The sequence below is a fragment of the Paenibacillus sp. FSL K6-1217 genome (assembly GCF_045040735.1).
GTDB lineage: Bacteria > Bacillota > Bacilli > Paenibacillales > Paenibacillaceae > Paenibacillus_AQ.
The window spans coordinates 3894030-3910062 of record NZ_CP150271.1; the positions used below are offsets into that span (position 1 = coordinate 3894030).

Here is a 16033-nt window from a genome sequence, read left to right on the forward strand (position 1 = left end):
GCGTTTGAGCACCGAATGTATGCTGTTTTTCACATACATTCGGGCCATCGCCTGCATTTGATATCACAATGTATGCTGTTTTCCACATACATTCGGCCATATGATGCTCTACCAGGGTGACTATAGTTTCCATACAAGTATCAAAACGGCCGCGACCCTTGAATTCAAGGACCGCGGCCGTTTTCGCATGTTGATGTACTGTCTTTCGTTAACTTACGGATTCTCGATCAGACTGACGTCATCGATGTAGATATGATTGCCTGCCTCGATAGCCGCATTCGTCTCTTCGCTGTTTCCGGGATTCAGCCCCAGCAGAAAGACCAGATGAACACCTGCATCCGTTCCGCCGTTCATGGTGAAGGTGTAGCTGAAGCGCTGCATTTCGCCAGTCAAGGCAACGGCGGTTGTCTGCAAATATTTCGTATAATCTCCTCCGAAATGCTCGACTGCTACTTCAATCATCCGGTTGATATCCGAACGGGCGCTGAAGTTCAAGGTGTAGCTTTTACCCTGAGTCAGCTTCAGATCCCTGTAATCTACCTGGGCGGCGTAGTTGGCAGATCCCGTGAAGCCCAGCGACACCTCAAGCTCCCCATTTTGGACTGCTGCATTTCCGGTACTCTCGAAATACTGGGTCCAGCCCTTCAGCGCCGGCTCTGCATCAAATGTGCCATTATCCAGCTTGCCGCTGGCCGGAGGAGTGACCGGACCACCCGTTACCTCCCGGACCGTTATATCGTCCAAAGAGATCGTATGCGGCGTATGATTGGCTGTCTTATCCTCACCCATGGTTGCGCCGATCAGGTAGTTCAACTTCAGCGGACTGTTGTTGGTCACACTGAATTGTGTGCTGTAAGTCGCCCACGTAGCTGTAATGTCGAACTTCGCCTGGGCTGCCTGGGCAGAGGTTCCGCTGTATTCCACGACAATCTGCCGGGGAACCGTGGACTTCGCCTTGAAGCTCAATTCATAAGTCTTGCCTGCCTCAAGCGGAATCTTCTCCTGATAGAGCTGGGTATGCCAGGCTTGTGACCCGGCCGCCGTGATCAGCACCTCCGCTGCTCCGTCCACCACATGGAAGGAGGAAGCTCCGCCTTCACCGGACCAGGTGGACCAGCCTGAGCTGCCGCCGGTGAATGAGCCGTTGACGACCAGATTGTTATCATTCGCCAGGATGCTCTGAACCACACTGGCGTTGACATATCCTTCCGCTTCCACGGTAATGGTATAGCTTCCCTCTGCCGGGAAGGCGGCAGGCTGAATAATGATTGCTCCCGGCTTCACCTGATACAGCTCCGGCGCAAGCGTGACGCCATTGATCTTAACAGCCTTAATGCTGCCGGACCATTCTGCCTTCTCGATATAGGTAAGCTCAATCGGCTGTGATACCCGGTTGGCTGTAGAGTCGGCAAGCAGCTCCTGCGGCTTCGCCGGGGCACCCTTGATCTCGAATCGCACATTGTCGATGATGATGTCATGATTCTGCGGAACGCTGACCCCGCCCACCTTACCGAGCAGGAATTTGAGCGACAGCATATCATTCGTGCCCTGACGGAATTCGAATCTGTAGTGGTTCATCGCAGGAGACAGCTCTACTATCTTATCAATGGAAGGGGAATAGCTCGCATTCTCTGCCTTCACACTCATCTGCCGGGCCACACCCGCACTGGCATCGAATTCAATGACATAATCGAGACCCGCCGCAACCTTCAGGTTATTCTGGAAAAGCATCACCGAATACGCCTGATTGCCCGTGTTCGCAATGCTGAATTTCGCCGCCCCGTCCACCGCTGCCGCCGTGCTCTGCCCGCCGTCTTCTGTCAGCAGCCGTTCCCAGCCGGTAAGCCCGAAGCTGAAATCCCCGTTCGAGAGCGGGTAATAGATCAGGTCAGGATCATAATAGGAGCTGGTGCGCACCAGCACGAATTGATCTAGAAGGACCGTACCTGCCGTCCCGTCAAGCCGCAGCACGAATTGTCCGAGATGATCCGTAGCTCCCGCGAGATTCTTGAACACCGCCTCAGCCTGCTGATGACCTGCCGTAAGCCCGACCGGCTCCGAAGCGTATACCGTTCCGTCCTGGCTGCGCAGTTCAACGACTGCCGTTCGCGCGGAAGAGCTGTCCGCCTCGAAGCTCAGCTTGTAGTCCTGGCCTTGCACCAGGAAGATTCCCTTCTGTTGCAGGGTAACCTCGCTGCCGCTGCTGTCCGTGCCTGCAATGTCCAGCTTCAGGCGGCCGTCAGCCCCAACCAGCGGAGTAACCTTCGCTTCGCCTGAAGCCCCAATATGCCAGTAGCTCATCCGGTCCGGTTCGCCCAGATCGAAGCTGCCGTTGTACAGATGGTTGCCGCTGCCGAGCGGCGTCTTGGCGCTGTCATGATCGAAGGGAATACTGCCGATCTCTTCAAGCCGTGCATTGCCGAGCCATACCGGAGAAGCGTTGGTGCCCAGATTGAACTCCACCCGCGCGGCATTGTCCGAGCTCTCCTTCATCTGGAACATCGTCTCGTAATGCCGGAGCTGCGGAGTCAGGACAGCCTTGAACGCCGGGGAATAGGACGGGAAGCCCAGCGGTGCACCGCCGGTCAGCCGGGCAGTGAATTCCCGCGCCGTATCCGTTCTGGCATCGAAGCTCAGCTTGTAATATCTGCCCTTCGCCAGCGAGACAATCGCCTGCGGCTGAATCGAATAGGCGTTGCCGCCCGGCTTCAAGATGTTCACCTTGAGGAGGTTTGTGCCGCCTGCCTGCTCCAGAGATAGCGCTGCATCTGCGCCTTCATCCTTATACAGTACCCAGTGCGCCGTATTCGGGATGCCCAGCCCGGGATCTCCCTCCGCCTGCTCAGTGAACCCGCTGTTATAAATGAAGTTCCCGTCTGTGAGCGGCGGCTTCGCCCCCTCCGGGTAAGGCTCCTTCTCCAGCTCAACCGGTACCGGCTGGCGGTATTCGCGGCCGGTCAGCTCATAGATTCTGACATAGTCAATCTCCATCGAACTTGGAAAGACGGTCTCCTCCGTAGGATTACCGTCAAAGTTTCCGCCCACCGCCAGATTCATCAGCAGATGGAACTTCTGGTTGAACGGTGCCGGATATGCATTGACGGCAGGCTGGCCGCTGCTCTTGCTATACCAGTCATTCTTGGTAGAGAACAGCACCCCGTCCACATACCAGCGGATCTCTCCCGGCTCCCATTCGATAGAGTACGTATGGAACTCTTCAATAGTCGAACCGCCCGGCAGCACATATTCCTTGCCGGAATAGACATTGTCCGGCCACTGGGAGCCATAATGGATCGTTCCGGCAACCACATTCGGGCGGCTGCCCCAGCCTTCCATAATATCAATCTCCCCGGAGGCCGCCCAATTGCCGTACTCATAACTTTCCGGCAGCATCCAGATCGCCGGCCACAGCCCCTTGCCGGTCGGCGCCTTCGCCCGGATCTCGAATTTGCCGTACATTTTGCTGTACAAGCCATTGGTCTTAATTCTTGTAGAAGTATACGGCTTGCCGCCCACCGTCTCCTTATGTGCGGTAATCATCAGCCTGCCGTCCTGCTCCTTCACGTTCTTCGCATCCTTGGTGTAATACTCCAGCTCATTATTGCCCCAGCCCGGATTCCCGACAGCAGTCCCATCGCCGAGATCATAGGTCCACTTCGCGGAATCGATGACATTGTCATCGAATTCATCATTCCACACCAGACTCCACGGATCACGGGTCGGCGCTGGTGTTGGCGTCGGCTCCGGTGTTGGTGTTGGCTCCGGCGTCGGTGTTGGTGTCGGCTCCGGTGTTGGTGTGACCTCCGGCGTCGGTGTTGGTGTCGGCTCCGGCGTCGGCGTCGGTGTCGGCTCAGGTGTCGGTGTGACCTCCGGCGTCGGCGTTGGCGTTGGTGTAACCTCCGGCGTCGATGTTGGCGTCGGCTCCGGCGTCGGCGTCGGTGTTGGTGTCGGCTCCGGCGTAACCTCTGGTGTCGGTGTCAGCTCCGGCGTAGCCGTGACAGCCGGTTCAGCCGTTGCCGCTGCTCCGCCGCCGGCAACAGGCGGCTGACTGGCCTGCGGCGAGGCCAGATTCAGGTTGCTGCGGCTGCCCTGCATGAGAGCGATGCCGGCGGCTGTCACACCCTCCGCCTGATTCAGCACCGTACCGAAGCTGCCGCTGCCCGTAATTGCGGTGCCGAGTGCACCGGCTGTGAGAAGCAGCTCCGCCACCTGCGCTTGATTCATCAGCACCAGGTTGCCGGGGATGCCCCAGATTAGCTTGGATACCTTGCCTGACAAGCTCAGTGTGAGGTTGCCTCCTGACGGATCAGCGGTGGATACAACCCCATAATTGCCAATCAGCGTGACCGTCCGCTCTCCGGCCGGGAGTACAACATTGGTGAATCCCTCCCCGGTAAGCGTACCTTCTTCAAGGATCACACCGGAATCAAGGTGCACCGTTCCGGCGGTTGTCGTCCCGCTGGCAAGGATACGGACACTGCTCCCCGGCTTCGCCACCTGAATAGACCCAAGACTGCTGTCGGTAAGGCTCACACCCTGTGCCCCGCCGCCGCGGATATAGGTTGTGCCTGTAACCTGCACCCCTTGAAGCCGGACCGTTCCTTCCCCTATTCCCTCGGTAAGATAGAGATTTCCTTCAATCACAGTGTCCGCCAGTATAATATCCTTATGGCTTAGCACGACATTGCCCTTCACCTTACCCAGCTTCACTTCCCCGCCGGTGGTGAGCAGCTCCTGCACCAGCGTATCCGCCAGCTTCGCCAGCTCGGCACGGGTGATCTTCCCGTCCGGCTTAAACAATCCTCCGGGATAACCCTGCATATAACCGGCTGCCGTAAGTGCATGCGCTGCCGAGACTACGCCGCTGTCTGCCCCGGCCAGATCGCTATACAAGCCCTTGGCTTGATCGCCCGGCTCCAGCCGAAAAATCTTCTGCAGCGCCACTGCCGCCTCCCCGCGCGTAAGCTGCGCGGCGGGCTTCATACGCTGATCTGTGCCTGCACTCAGATACCCTGCCGCTACCGCTTTGGCAATATCGTCCTTGTACCAGGCCGCTGCCGGAACATCTGCCGGAAGCACAGCCGCCTTGTCCTTATAGCCGAATATACGGTTGACGATAGCCGCGAACTCTGCCCGGGTCACCTGCTGTTCCGGCCGGAAGCTGCCGTCCCCGTAGCCGGAGATTACCCCGCTGCGGCTCCAGCGCTGTACAGCATGAGCCGCCCAGCTGTCCGGTTGTATATCCGTAAACGCTTTCAATTCATCATCTGCCACGCTCCCGCTCTGCAAGGCGGCCGTTGCCCCTGCAGGCGTTGTCACCCTGTTGTGAGCAGCGTGCGCCTCAGCCCCGCCGCTGCCCAGCGGCGATAGAAGTCCGGTAACGATTATTGCGGCTGCTAACAACGCCGGTATATTCTTTTTCATTCCGTGTATGCCTCCTCTGGATTAGAGTCCGTCTTACCGTAATTCCATCGTCCCGCAGCTCTCCACTTACTCTCAAGCCCACGGACCGAAATCGGTTTCGATTCTCTCCATGCGTTTCCTCTGAATGCAATTAACCTTTGACTTGTTTCGGCAAGTTGAATAGACTCTAGAAAGGACTGCAATTTGACAGCAGAGAGTGTCCAAGCGAACGGTCAGTAGCCTTGAGTAACCCTGGCATACCCGTCTTTTGGCCCTGTTATAACTATGAAGCGGGGGTGAGCATAGCCATGCAAATGAATATCAAAAAAATTGCTGAAATGGCCGGGGTGTCTATATCCACTGTCTCCAAAATCATGAACAATTACAGCGATGTTTCCGAAAAAACGAAACGAAGAGTGCTCGAAATCATCGAACAAACCGGATATACCCCCTCAAGCTCGGCCAAGACGCTGGCCACCAAGAAGTCGAATCTGATCGGGGTTATTTTTGCCGGTGAGCTGAATGTGGAATTTACCCATCCTTTTTTCGTGGAGGTGCTCAATTCGTTCAAGAAGCAGATGGGCGTGCTGGGATATGACCTGATCTTCTTCTCGAATGAGAAGTTCATTAACAGCGGTGATTACTACGCGCGTTGCCTGCATTTCCATGTGGACGGCTGTGTTATTATCTCGGGAGAGCAGATGGAGCCTGCGATACAGGAGCTGGACCGGAGCCATATTCCCTGCATCGGCGTTGACCTGGAGCTGACCGGCAAGAAATCCGGGTATGTCATGTCAGACAATTACCAGATTGCCACCAAGGTGGTGGAGCATTTCTACCTGCTCGGGCACCGGGAGCTTGGGTTCATAGGCAGTACAGCGGATTCGGACATCTCCAACCTGCGGGAAGCAGGGTATGTCAGAGCCATTGCAGGGTTCGGCCTGGTCATGAATCCTAAGTGGTTCGTGCATGGCGACGATTTCTTCGAGCCCAGCGGTTACGCAGCGATGAACTCGTTATTGGAGTCGGGAGAGTTACCAAAAGCGGTCTTCGCCGCCTCCGACCTCCTCGCCCTCGGCGCAATCCGCGCCTTGAAGGAGCAGGGTCTGCGTGTTCCCGAGGATGTGGCCATCATCGGCTGTGACGATATCGAGGCCTGCCAGTATACCAGCCCTACGCTGACGACTATCCGCCAGAACAAGGAGCGGCTGGGTGTACTTGCCGCCCATATGCTGTTCGATCTCATCAACAACCAATCTGAGGGCGGCTCGTTTGTTGTAGAACCCGCGCTGATCATCCGTGAATCCTGCGGCAGCGGGCTGAACCGCCTGAACCTCTGAACCTCCTGACTTCTATCCCGGATCTGTCCTGCCATCCCTCCCCTCCAGCTCAGAACTTCGTCTGGCTGCATTACGCACCCACCCGACAACGCTTTAGATACTATAATCGCTCATTTAACGGGCAGCTTCAAGGCACCGTTTTTCTGATTTTGGGGACCATTTTTCGGCTTGGCCCCCGCATTGGCCTGTCCTTGTTGCTCTATCCTGCCCGCATCACAGCGGAGTAGGCTCAGCTACCTGAGGGTCCAGTGACAGTCTGACCAGTTGGCCCGCATGGGTAAGCCCCGCACCGAATCCGTACAGCAGTACCTGCTGGCCGCTGCGTACCTTCCCTTCCCGGATACCCAGATCAAGGGCAAGCGGAATACTGGCTGCCGAGGTATTGCCCAAATATTCAAGACTGTATAACGCCTGCTCCAGCGGATAATTCAGCCGTTCACAGACCGGTTCAATGATCCGCAGATTGGCGCTGTGCGGGATGAACCAGTCTACTTCCGCAAGGTCGGCTCCGGCATTCTTCAGCACCTGCTGTACCCCTTGAGGAACCGTACGGACCGCCCATTTGAAGACTTCACGCCCGTTCTGTACCAGCAGGCCTGAATTGTTAAGCTCCACTCCGTTCACCTTGTCCGCCAGCCCTGTGCGGTAGACATGCTGCGCCCCGCCTCCATCACTGCCGAGATGGAACCCCATGAAATCATCCTGACCGCTCCCGCTCTCTACCAGCACAGCCCCAGCTCCGTCCCCGAACAGAATACAGGTGCTGCGGTCCGTATAATCCGTGATCTTGGACAGGGCATCGGCCCCGATGACCAGCACCTTATGATGCAGTCCCGAGGACACCAGCGCATGAGCCGTATGCAGAGCATACACGAATCCGGCGCAGGCGGCGCTCAGATCCATCGCACCCGCAGTCAGCGGAATCCCAAGGGTATGCTGCACAATGGACGCCACGGATGGAAAAGAGAAATCAGGCGTGCTGGTCGCCACAAGCACCATATCGACATCCTGGACACTTTTTCCATAACGCAGCATCATATCCTGGACAGCGGCTGTACACAGATCGCTGGTATACTCATCCCCGCGGCTGATTCTGCGTTCCCGGATTCCTGTCCGCTGCACAATCCACTCATCGTTGGTATCCACCATCTGCTCCAGATCCTGATTCGTAAGTCTCCGGGCCGGCACGTAAGATCCGATGGCTGTAATTCTTGCACCCTTCATCATGCTCACCTCATATTTCAAATTTTTAATATAGTATCTGATATTAGTACTTGGTACTAATAATAACTCACTCCTAAGCTATTTGCAAAATTTATTCAGGGAATACTCTGTAAGAACATCTTATCTTTACGGTGTAAAGATGACCTGTTACAATCTTAACAACGTTAAGATAATTGGCAAGAACGAAAGGATGAACGCATACCATGAAGGAGAAACCTTACCACCACGGCAATTTACGCAACCAGCTTATAGAAGCTGGCATTAAGCTGATTAACCTGGAAGGCATCAACAGCTTCTCCCTGCGCAAGGTCGCTGCCGAATGTGAGGTCAGCCACACCGCCCCCTACAGTCATTTCAAAAATATAGATGAACTCGTAGCCGCCATGGGGGAGCATGTCACCGGCCAGTTCATGGACACCCTGCATACCTCCGTTCAGGGACAAGAGGGAAATCCTGAAGCGATTATCCTGCTGGGGCAGGCTTATATTGATTTTTTCATAGAGCATCCGCAGTATTTCCAGTTTCTGTTCTACCATTCAGGTATAGTCATTGATCTGGACAACTATAATGCTGACAGTTATCCGCCATTTGCCCTGTTCAGGAGCACAACCTTTGAAGTGTTCCGCAGCAACGGTCTGCCGGAGACCGAGTTCACCACTCAGTTAATCTCACTCTGGTCCATGGTGCACGGGATCACTGCCCTGCTCACGAATAACGGGGTCCGGTATTCAGGCAACTGGCGCGATTTGCTGGAGCTTAAGTCTATCTTTTAAGGAGATGAAGTCATGAGAATGATCATACATGATCTGCAGGAGCAAGAATTCGCGGGCTGGGTCGGGGATACGCAAGAAGAGCTGACGATCATCTCGGATAACGGTGCCATTCGCTCGTGCCTGGGCTGCTTCGGCTGCTGGACCCGGACACCCGGTGTATGCGTAATTAAGCGGGATGGCTATAACAATCTGGGCGAGCTGCTCTCCCGCAGCGATGAACTTATTATTATCAGCAAATGTATGTATGGCAGCTACAGCCCCTTTGTACTGAATGTGCTGAACCGGAGCATCTCCTACGTGCTTCCTTATTTTGTAACCCGCAAGGGAGACACCCATCACCGCAACCGCTATGATCATCAGTTTGCACTATCGGTGCATTTCTATGGCGACGACATCACGGAAGCTGAACAAGATACAGCCCGAACACTGGTCGCCGCTAATAGCATCAATTTCTATTCTACAGGCAACAATGTCTACTTCCATAACAGTCCGCGCAGCATTAAGGAGGTCATCTAATGAACGTAGCCATGATCAACGGCAGTCCCAAGCCTACGGGCAGCAACTCTGGCATTCTGCTGGGAATGCTGGAACCGCTCATCGTCAGCGGCAATGAACTGCACTACTACACTCCCAATAAAAAGCCGCTCACACCTGAGCAGTACAGTGAGCTATGCCGCATGGATGTCCTGGTGTTTGCTTTCCCGATCTATACTGACGGCATCCCGTCACATCTGTTCCAGCTGCTGGTTACTCTCGAAGATTACCTGAAGTCGGAACGCGAACGGGAGATCTACATCTATGCGCTGATCAACAACGGCTTCTATGAGGGCGAGCAGAACCAGATTGCACTGGATATTCTGAACCACTGGTGCGCGCGCGCCGGTGTTCATTTCGGGCAAGGCCTAGGCCATGGCGCCGGTGAAATGCTGGGCTCCCTGGGGAAGGTTCCTCTCGGCAAGGGACCGCTGAAGAACCTGGGCCGTGCCCTGCACAGTCTGGCCGAGAGCATTCAGTCCCGGAATTCCGGGGATCCCCTGCTGATCAGCCCGAACTTCCCGCGTTTCGCCTGGAAATGGAGCGCTACCCACTCCTTCTGGAATGCTGCGGCGAAAAAGAACGGGCTGAAGCCGAAGGATCTGCTGCGGAGGATGTAGGGTATACTGTAACCAGTTGCATACTGTGGTTTATCGCCTATATTTGTTTTTTGACAATCATAGTATAGAATACCTGTTACATAGTCTGCCAAAGAAGGGGATGCCTATGAACAGGAAAGTAAACTTGTTACTAGCACTTATTCTTATAGTGATGATCACCGGATGCAGCAAACTTAGCTCCATGCCGTTACCTGAAATGAGCGCTACTTTGGATACCGATGAAACTGTTCCAGTCGAGGTTAGTACGTATAGTTGGGGTGCCAAAGAATTATATGGGGGTCCGTGGGAAGCTATGGAGAAGAAGGAGGCGGAAGTTGTTCCTGCCGGATCTGAAATCAAGATCAAATTTGATTCTCCGCCGGATTCAATGCTTATAAGAGAACACTTTAGTAAGAATAAATTCAAAGATATTACTGACTTAAATCAATTTAATGCACCGGATAGTGCAGGCACCTACATCTATGGAGTGATGGCTACTTGGAAGAAAGGCACTGCGGTTTACGCCATGAAAATTCAAGTGAAATAGTACAAACTTCTATTTAACCTTAAAAACCCGGTCCCCAAAAGGACCAGGCTCTTTCACTTTCAGCTTCCGCGCACACGGTCAGAGGAATGACTCCCTTGGTCTCGCCTGATCTCACCAGGTCTCACAGAACCTCCAGGCGTTACCTTTCCGCCAGTACCACCCTAACCTGCTCCACCAGATTCTCCGGCTTGGCCGTATTTCTGGAGCGGCAGTTCAGGAACTCCACTTCTTCCCCATTTTCAATGGTAAAAGCAGGCCCGTCATGGTTCTCTATGCTCACCTGTTGATACTGCACATCACGGACATTGCCGAGAAAGAAGCCCCGGCGCTGCATGTCCTGAAGCCCTGCCATCATGTCGGGCTGGCCGGGCACGGCGTGCTTCGCCATCGAAATATCGATATTGGTGAAGCTAATTTACTCTACGGCCTGCTCAGGCAGCCCGTAGAGGAGTCCCGCCGCTGCAATAGCATCCGCAATCGCCTGCATCGCCGGAATTCCGCTGTCCCGCTGCGCTCAGTAATCCACTATGTTATACACCCTGCACCTCCTGCGCCGGATACAAACCCTGCATCTCCACACAGGCCATTACCAGCGCGCCCACGCCGTGCAGATCGTTGCTTACCTTCGGGCGGGTGACATAATTGCGGTAATCTCCTGCCGATGTTCCGATGCAGATATCCGGCAGAATCAGCCGGTCCTGCTCATCCCACTGGAGCACCTGAATTAAGCCTTCATAGCCTTTACGAGCGGCTTCCACCGCTTCATCTATAGCTTCAGCCGGAAGAATACCCAGCTTCACCGCCCGCGCTATCGTGTACACGAACAGACAGGAGCCGGAGGTCTCCAGCCAGTTATCCGGCTCATGTCCCTTGTCCACCACCTGATACCACAGGCCGCTTGCCGCATCCTGGCAGCGGATCAGCGCCTGCACGAATCCGCTCAGCTCGGCGGCCAGCTCCACCCGCCCCGGATCAGTCTCCGGCAGCTCATCCATGAACTGCGAGACCGCAAGCCCGTACCAGCCGAGCGAGCGGCTCCAGAACTCCGGCGAGCAGCCGGTGCCGGGATTCGCCCATGGCATTCTGCGGCTCTCATCCCAGGCATGATAGAGCAGGCCGGTGGCTTCGTCTTTCATATATTTGCGCATCAGGCGCTCCTGGTGAAGGACCTCGGCCCGTAATGAATCGTCTCTATAAGTATTCGCATACTTCAGCGAGAACACCCCGGCCATATACAGCCCGTCCAGCCACATCTGGTTCGGATATTTGTCCTTATGCCAGTACCCGCCCTCAGAGGTCCGGTTCAGCGTCAGCAGCAGATAGCGGAGCTTGAACGCAGCCTCCCGGTATTTCCGCTTACGGGTCCGTTCATACAGTGTGAAGAGCAGCAGCCCCGCCTGTACGGCATCCAGCTCATCCCGGGCAAAGTCGAAATTCCCCTGCTCATCCACCAGATCATCCACATACTGCTTAATATAATCGATATAGCGGTCCTCCCCGAGCGTCTTCCACAGCAGCTCCATCCCGCACAGGAACACGCCCTGATGATAATGCCAGCGGTGCGCAGGCGGGAGCTCTCCCGCCTCATACGTATCCATTAGTGAATCACAGGCCTTTTGCGCCCATTCGATCGGTGTTTGCGGCAGACTGCCTATCATCTGTGTACCCCTTTCATCGTTTAGAAGATCCCGCCGTCCCTCGGCGTCCGTCAACATCTGTCAGTCATCAGCCCTTCATCGAGCCCAGCATCGCACCCTTGGCAAAATGCTTCTGCAGGAACGGATACACCATCAGAATCGGCAGCGTAGCGACCACGATAACGGCCATCTTGATCGTCTGATCCGGCGGCGGAACTGTACCGTCCAGTGTTGCACTGTGATCCATCCCGCTGGCCAGCACGACAATCTGCCGCAGCAGAACCTGAATCGGCCATTTGGCGCTGTTATCCAGATAGAGAATGGCGCTCATATAAGTGTTCCAGTACGTCACGGCGTAGAACAGAGAGATAGTGGCAATCGCCGGCAGTGACAGGGGCAGCACGATTTTGAACAGAATCCCGAAGTCATTGCAGCCGTCAATCTTGGCCGATTCCTCCAGCCCTTCAGGAATATTCTGAAAAAAGTTCTTGAGTATAATCATATTGAACGCACTGATCGCCGACGGCAGAATCAGCGCCGCATACGAGTCGATTAGCCCCAGCTCCTTCACCACCAGGAACGTAGGAATCATTCCCCCGTGGAACAGCATCGTGAACACCACCAGGAAGTTGAACACCCGGCGGCCGTCCAGATCCCTGCGGGAGAGACCATAGGCCATCAGCGCCGTAATGAACATACTGAACAGCGTGCCTACCAGTGTGACTGCAATTGACACTCCCAAGGCCCGGAAGATCGTATTGGTGGAGAAAATAAATTTGTACGCCTCGAAGCTCCACACCTTCGGAATCAGCACAAACTTGTTGGCAGCCAGCTCGGCACTGGTTGTGAAAGAGCCTGCGACAACGTGGACGAACGGCAGCACCGTTACCAGCGCAATAAGGGCGAGCAGTATAAAGTTGACGGCAGAGAATAGTCTGCCGCTGATCGTGCGGTCTTCTACCATTTGAATTCCTCCCGCGGCATTTTAATAAACGCCTTCTTCTCCTATTTTCTTGGACACCTTGTTGACGGTCATGACCATAATCAGGCCCACAATCGACTTGAAGAAGCCAATGGCTGTACTGTAGCTGAATTGCCCTTGCCGCAGACCGGCGGTGTAGACATACGTATCGATAATTTCCGCAACCTCGCGGTTCATGGAGTTGAGCAGCAGGTAGACATGCTCGAAGCCCAGGTCGAGAACGGAACCGATTTTCAGAATGAACAGGGTGATGATCACTCCCCGGATGGCCGGAAGCGTAATATGCCAGACCTGTCTGAGCCGTCCGGCGCCGTCCATACGCGAAGCTTCATAGAGCCCCGGATCAATAGCGGCAATGGAAGCCAGATAGATAATCGTGCCCCAGCCCGCTTCCCGCCAGATGACCTGAAGGATATACATCGGCCGGAACCAGCCCGGACTCAGCAGGAAATTGATTTTGGCGAATCCGAAGTAAGCCAGCAGCTCGTTGATAATCCCCCCGTCCATCGTCACCATGACGAAGGAAATTGAGACGACAATAACCCAGGACATGAAGTGCGGCAGATAGACTAAGGTCTGGAAGAATCTTTTGAAGAAGGTGCCTCTGAGTTCATTAAGCATCAGGGCCAAGATAATCGGAATCGGAAAATAAATCAGAATATTCATCCCGAACAAAATCAGCGTATTGCTGAGTATGTTCAGGAAATCAGGCTCGGTGAACAGCCGGCTGAAATGCTTCATGCCCACCCATTCGCTCCCGGTAATCCCCTGGTACGGCTTGTAATCCTGGAAGGAAATAATCAGTCCGTACATCGGCAAATATTTGAAGATAATGAAATACAGCACGCCGGGGATCAGCATCACATAGAGTAATTTATTGCGCCACAGCCGCTTCTTCAGTTCACTGCTGCTCTTATACTTCTTTGGCTTCGGTTCGGGAACTGCTCGGGACGGGGCGGTAACTTCCTGCATGGTTCTCTTCCTTTCTCTGTAAATTATTCGTTGGTAGAAAAAAGGCTGCCGGAGCGCTAACCCGGGGCAGCCCTCTTCCTGTTCAGTCCGCTCCTATAGCGGCTGTGCTGTGCTTATTTTTTGTACGCGGCGTTGTATTCTTCGATGATCTTCGCCCCGCCCCGGCTCTTCCAGTTCTCCACTTCCTTCTCGAATCCGGCCTTGTCGAGCTGACCGTACATGTATTTATAAGTGGCATCTGTAATGATCTGCTGAAGCTCCACGCCCTTAGACGTATAGGTTGCCGAATCGAGTGCGGCTGTAGGATCGGCCACCCCTACCTTCACATTCTCCAGCACCAGCTCCTCCGCATGAATCCGGCCCGGCAGCACGTTCAGACTCTGATACATGCCGTTCGTTTCGTATTCGCCGATGACGCTGTCCTTGAAGCCTTTGACTTCGCGTTCGATCAGCTCTTTATTGTCGGTTGCTTTGGCTTTGCCGTCCACCACGGTGTAGTGTGTACCTTCAATGCCCCAGTACATCAGGTTCGATACTTCAGGAGTCATCATGTAGTCGAAGAACTTCAGAATCTTCTTCAGCTCCGCTTCATCCTTCACCGCAGATTTCGGGAACAGCACTACGTTGTTATAGCCGGGAATCATCCACTGGGCGAACTTGCCGTCAGATCCAGCCACCATACTATGCGTATCCAGTACGGCATCCGGCACGTTCTTGATCAGGTCCTTGTTCAGAGAATCGATATCCTGCATCGACCCGCCGATATAGAGCCCCGCCTTGCCGCTGACGAACGTATTCACCGCATCCGTTTTACTGGTTGCCGCGAAGTCCTGGTTCATGTACCCGCCTTCACGCAGCTTCCGGAAGAAATCCATCGTGTCGATGTATTGCGGGAAGGTAAATTCCGGGGCCAGTTGGCCGTCCTTCTCCGCCCAGTTATTCGGCGTGCCGAACCAGGAGGAGACCGTCTTGAATGCGCCGTACACCAGCTCATTGCGGTCCACCAGACCGATGGTATCCTTCACCCCATTGCCGTCCGGGTCCTTCTCGGTGAAGGCTTGGGCCATGGCGAACAGCTCCTCGGTATTGGCCGGTGCTTTCAGACCTAGCTTATCCGCCCAGTCCTTGCGGTAAATAATCCCCTGGCGGGCCAGCGGGCGGCCGATGTACAGGGTATACAGCTTGCCGTCTACCTTCGTATTATTCAGGATCTCTGGCTTCAGCTTGTTCAGGTTCGGGAATTCGCTGAGCAGCGGCCCGATCTCCCAGAACTGCCCGTCCTTGATCGCTTCCTTCATCTGCAGGAAGGTCGTTTGATTCTTCAGATACGTCACCTGCGGCAGGGAGCCTGTGGCGAACGAGGAGTTCAGCTTCTCTTCATACGTATCGGCCGGGAAAAATTGATAGGTCAGCTTCGTATTCGTCAATTTCTCCACTTCCGTCTTGATCGTATCGGGCGGAGTATCTGTCGTATTCAGCGGCAGCATAATCTTAATCTCTGTCGGCTTCTCCGGCTCTGCGGTGGCCGGGTCCGTGGTTACGGTTGTGTTGGTCCCGGTGCTGGCGCCCGGGTCTGTGGTAGCCGCCGCCTCTTTATTGTTGTTACCGCCGCAAGCGGACAACATGCTGAGTGTCAGCAGCGAGCTTAGGAGCAGGTTGAAGGATTTTTTCGTCATTCCTCTTTGACCTCCGTTTAACTTGTATTGGTTACAAGCTCACCTTACGCTGCGCGAAGGATTACGAAAACAATCATTTGCTCATAAAGGCGGGCGGGGTGTGGGGGTGTGGGTTAATGATTATCGTGTGATGGGGGGGAGGATAGGCCGTGGGAAGACCCGTTAGGAAGCGGCGGGGAGCGGGACTGCGTGAGCTTTGGACTTCCGGCCGCTGTTGTCTCCAGATGTTGTTGATTATATGCTTGCAGCAGATAACATCCGTAGACAAAGGCGGACGCTACCGCTCCTCCAGTTCCAAACCTCCCTCCGTCCCTTTCTGCCGCTCCAGGCTGAGGGCTTTCAAGGC

At 54.8% G+C, this 16033-nt stretch carries 11 protein-coding genes and 1 pseudogene; 5 read left to right on the plus strand and 7 right to left on the minus strand.

What is annotated here, in order from left to right; translation table 11 throughout:
- Positions 1–213 precede the first annotated feature (213 nt).
- Complete coding sequence (locus tag MHH28_RS17095; protein WP_405104264.1) at positions 214–5424, minus strand: carbohydrate binding domain-containing protein; 5211 nt, start codon at positions 5422–5424, stop codon at positions 214–216.
- Positions 5425–5717: 293 nt separating this feature from the next.
- On the opposite strand from MHH28_RS17095, the gene MHH28_RS17100 reads away from it, so the two are divergent.
- A complete protein-coding gene (locus MHH28_RS17100) occupies positions 5718–6743 on the plus strand; it encodes a LacI family DNA-binding transcriptional regulator (protein WP_405104265.1) in 1026 nt (341 codons plus the stop codon).
- 213 nt (positions 6744–6956) lie between these two features.
- Here the strand turns inward: MHH28_RS17100 and MHH28_RS17105 are convergent, their stop codons facing one another.
- Positions 6957–7970 carry a ketoacyl-ACP synthase III gene (locus tag MHH28_RS17105; RefSeq protein ID WP_405104266.1) on the minus strand — a complete coding sequence of 338 codons (1014 nt, stop codon included), beginning with the start codon at positions 7968–7970 and terminating at the stop codon, positions 6957–6959.
- Between the two features lie 200 nt (positions 7971–8170).
- Between MHH28_RS17105 and MHH28_RS17110 the strand changes: the two genes are divergently transcribed.
- From MHH28_RS17110 to MHH28_RS17125, 4 genes are all read left to right on the plus strand, one after another.
- The gene (locus MHH28_RS17110; protein ID WP_405104267.1) at positions 8171–8740 is read left to right on the plus strand and encodes a TetR/AcrR family transcriptional regulator; all 570 of its coding nucleotides are present in this window, start codon (positions 8171–8173) and stop codon (positions 8738–8740) included.
- A gap of 12 nt (positions 8741–8752) precedes the next feature.
- The gene (locus tag MHH28_RS17115; RefSeq protein WP_405104268.1) at positions 8753–9256 is read left to right on the plus strand and encodes a flavodoxin family protein; all 504 of its coding nucleotides are present in this window, start codon (positions 8753–8755) and stop codon (positions 9254–9256) included.
- Complete coding sequence (locus tag MHH28_RS17120; protein WP_405104269.1) at positions 9256–9894, plus strand: hypothetical protein; 639 nt, start codon at positions 9256–9258, stop codon at positions 9892–9894. Before MHH28_RS17115 ends, MHH28_RS17120 begins: the two co-directional genes overlap by 1 nt.
- Before the next feature lie 106 nt (positions 9895–10000).
- Positions 10001–10420, plus strand: coding sequence for a hypothetical protein (locus tag MHH28_RS17125; protein ID WP_405104270.1), 420 nt, complete (start codon positions 10001–10003; stop codon positions 10418–10420).
- 139 nt (positions 10421–10559) lie between these two features.
- Here MHH28_RS17125 and MHH28_RS17130 read toward each other — a convergent pair.
- The 5 genes and pseudogenes from MHH28_RS17130 to MHH28_RS17150 all read right to left on the minus strand — a co-directional run.
- Positions 10560–10883, minus strand: a pseudogene (locus MHH28_RS17130) (glycoside hydrolase family 28 protein); the annotation flags it as partial.
- 67 nt (positions 10884–10950) lie between these two features.
- A complete protein-coding gene (locus tag MHH28_RS17135) occupies positions 10951–12078 on the minus strand; it encodes a glycoside hydrolase family 105 protein (protein ID WP_405104271.1) in 1128 nt (375 codons plus the stop codon).
- Positions 12079–12145: 67 nt separating this feature from the next.
- Complete coding sequence (locus tag MHH28_RS17140) at positions 12146–13021, minus strand: carbohydrate ABC transporter permease (RefSeq protein WP_405104272.1); 876 nt, start codon at positions 13019–13021, stop codon at positions 12146–12148.
- A 21-nt stretch (positions 13022–13042) separates the two neighbouring features.
- Positions 13043–14011 (minus strand): ABC transporter permease, encoded by a 969-nt coding sequence (locus tag MHH28_RS17145; RefSeq protein WP_405104273.1) that lies wholly within the window; start codon positions 14009–14011, stop codon positions 13043–13045.
- 113 nt (positions 14012–14124) lie between these two features.
- Positions 14125–15687, minus strand: a complete 1563-nt coding sequence (locus tag MHH28_RS17150) for an extracellular solute-binding protein (RefSeq protein WP_405104274.1) — start codon at positions 15685–15687, stop codon at positions 14125–14127.
- Between the last annotated feature and the right edge of the window lie 346 nt (positions 15688–16033).

Excerpts from the sequence above, each read along its gene's own strand:
- MHH28_RS17120 (WP_405104269.1), top strand. The coding sequence starts at position 9,256 with ATGAACGTAGCCATGATCAACGGCAGTCCCAAGCCTACGGGCAGCAAC.
- MHH28_RS17150 (WP_405104274.1), bottom strand. The coding sequence starts at position 15,687 with ATGACGAAAAAATCCTTCAACCTGCTCCTAAGCTCGCTGCTGACACTC.
- MHH28_RS17125 (WP_405104270.1), top strand. The coding sequence starts at position 10,001 with ATGAACAGGAAAGTAAACTTGTTACTAGCACTTATTCTTATAGTGATG.
- MHH28_RS17105 (WP_405104266.1), bottom strand. The coding sequence starts at position 7,970 with ATGATGAAGGGTGCAAGAATTACAGCCATCGGATCTTACGTGCCGGCC.
- MHH28_RS17115 (WP_405104268.1), top strand. The coding sequence starts at position 8,753 with ATGAGAATGATCATACATGATCTGCAGGAGCAAGAATTCGCGGGCTGG.
- MHH28_RS17110 (WP_405104267.1), top strand. The coding sequence starts at position 8,171 with ATGAAGGAGAAACCTTACCACCACGGCAATTTACGCAACCAGCTTATA.
- MHH28_RS17095 (WP_405104264.1), bottom strand. The coding sequence starts at position 5,424 with ATGAAAAAGAATATACCGGCGTTGTTAGCAGCCGCAATAATCGTTACC.
- MHH28_RS17135 (WP_405104271.1), bottom strand. The coding sequence starts at position 12,078 with ATGATAGGCAGTCTGCCGCAAACACCGATCGAATGGGCGCAAAAGGCC.
- MHH28_RS17100 (WP_405104265.1), top strand. The coding sequence starts at position 5,718 with ATGAATATCAAAAAAATTGCTGAAATGGCCGGGGTGTCTATATCCACT.
- MHH28_RS17140 (WP_405104272.1), bottom strand. The coding sequence starts at position 13,021 with ATGGTAGAAGACCGCACGATCAGCGGCAGACTATTCTCTGCCGTCAAC.
- MHH28_RS17145 (WP_405104273.1), bottom strand. The coding sequence starts at position 14,011 with ATGCAGGAAGTTACCGCCCCGTCCCGAGCAGTTCCCGAACCGAAGCCA.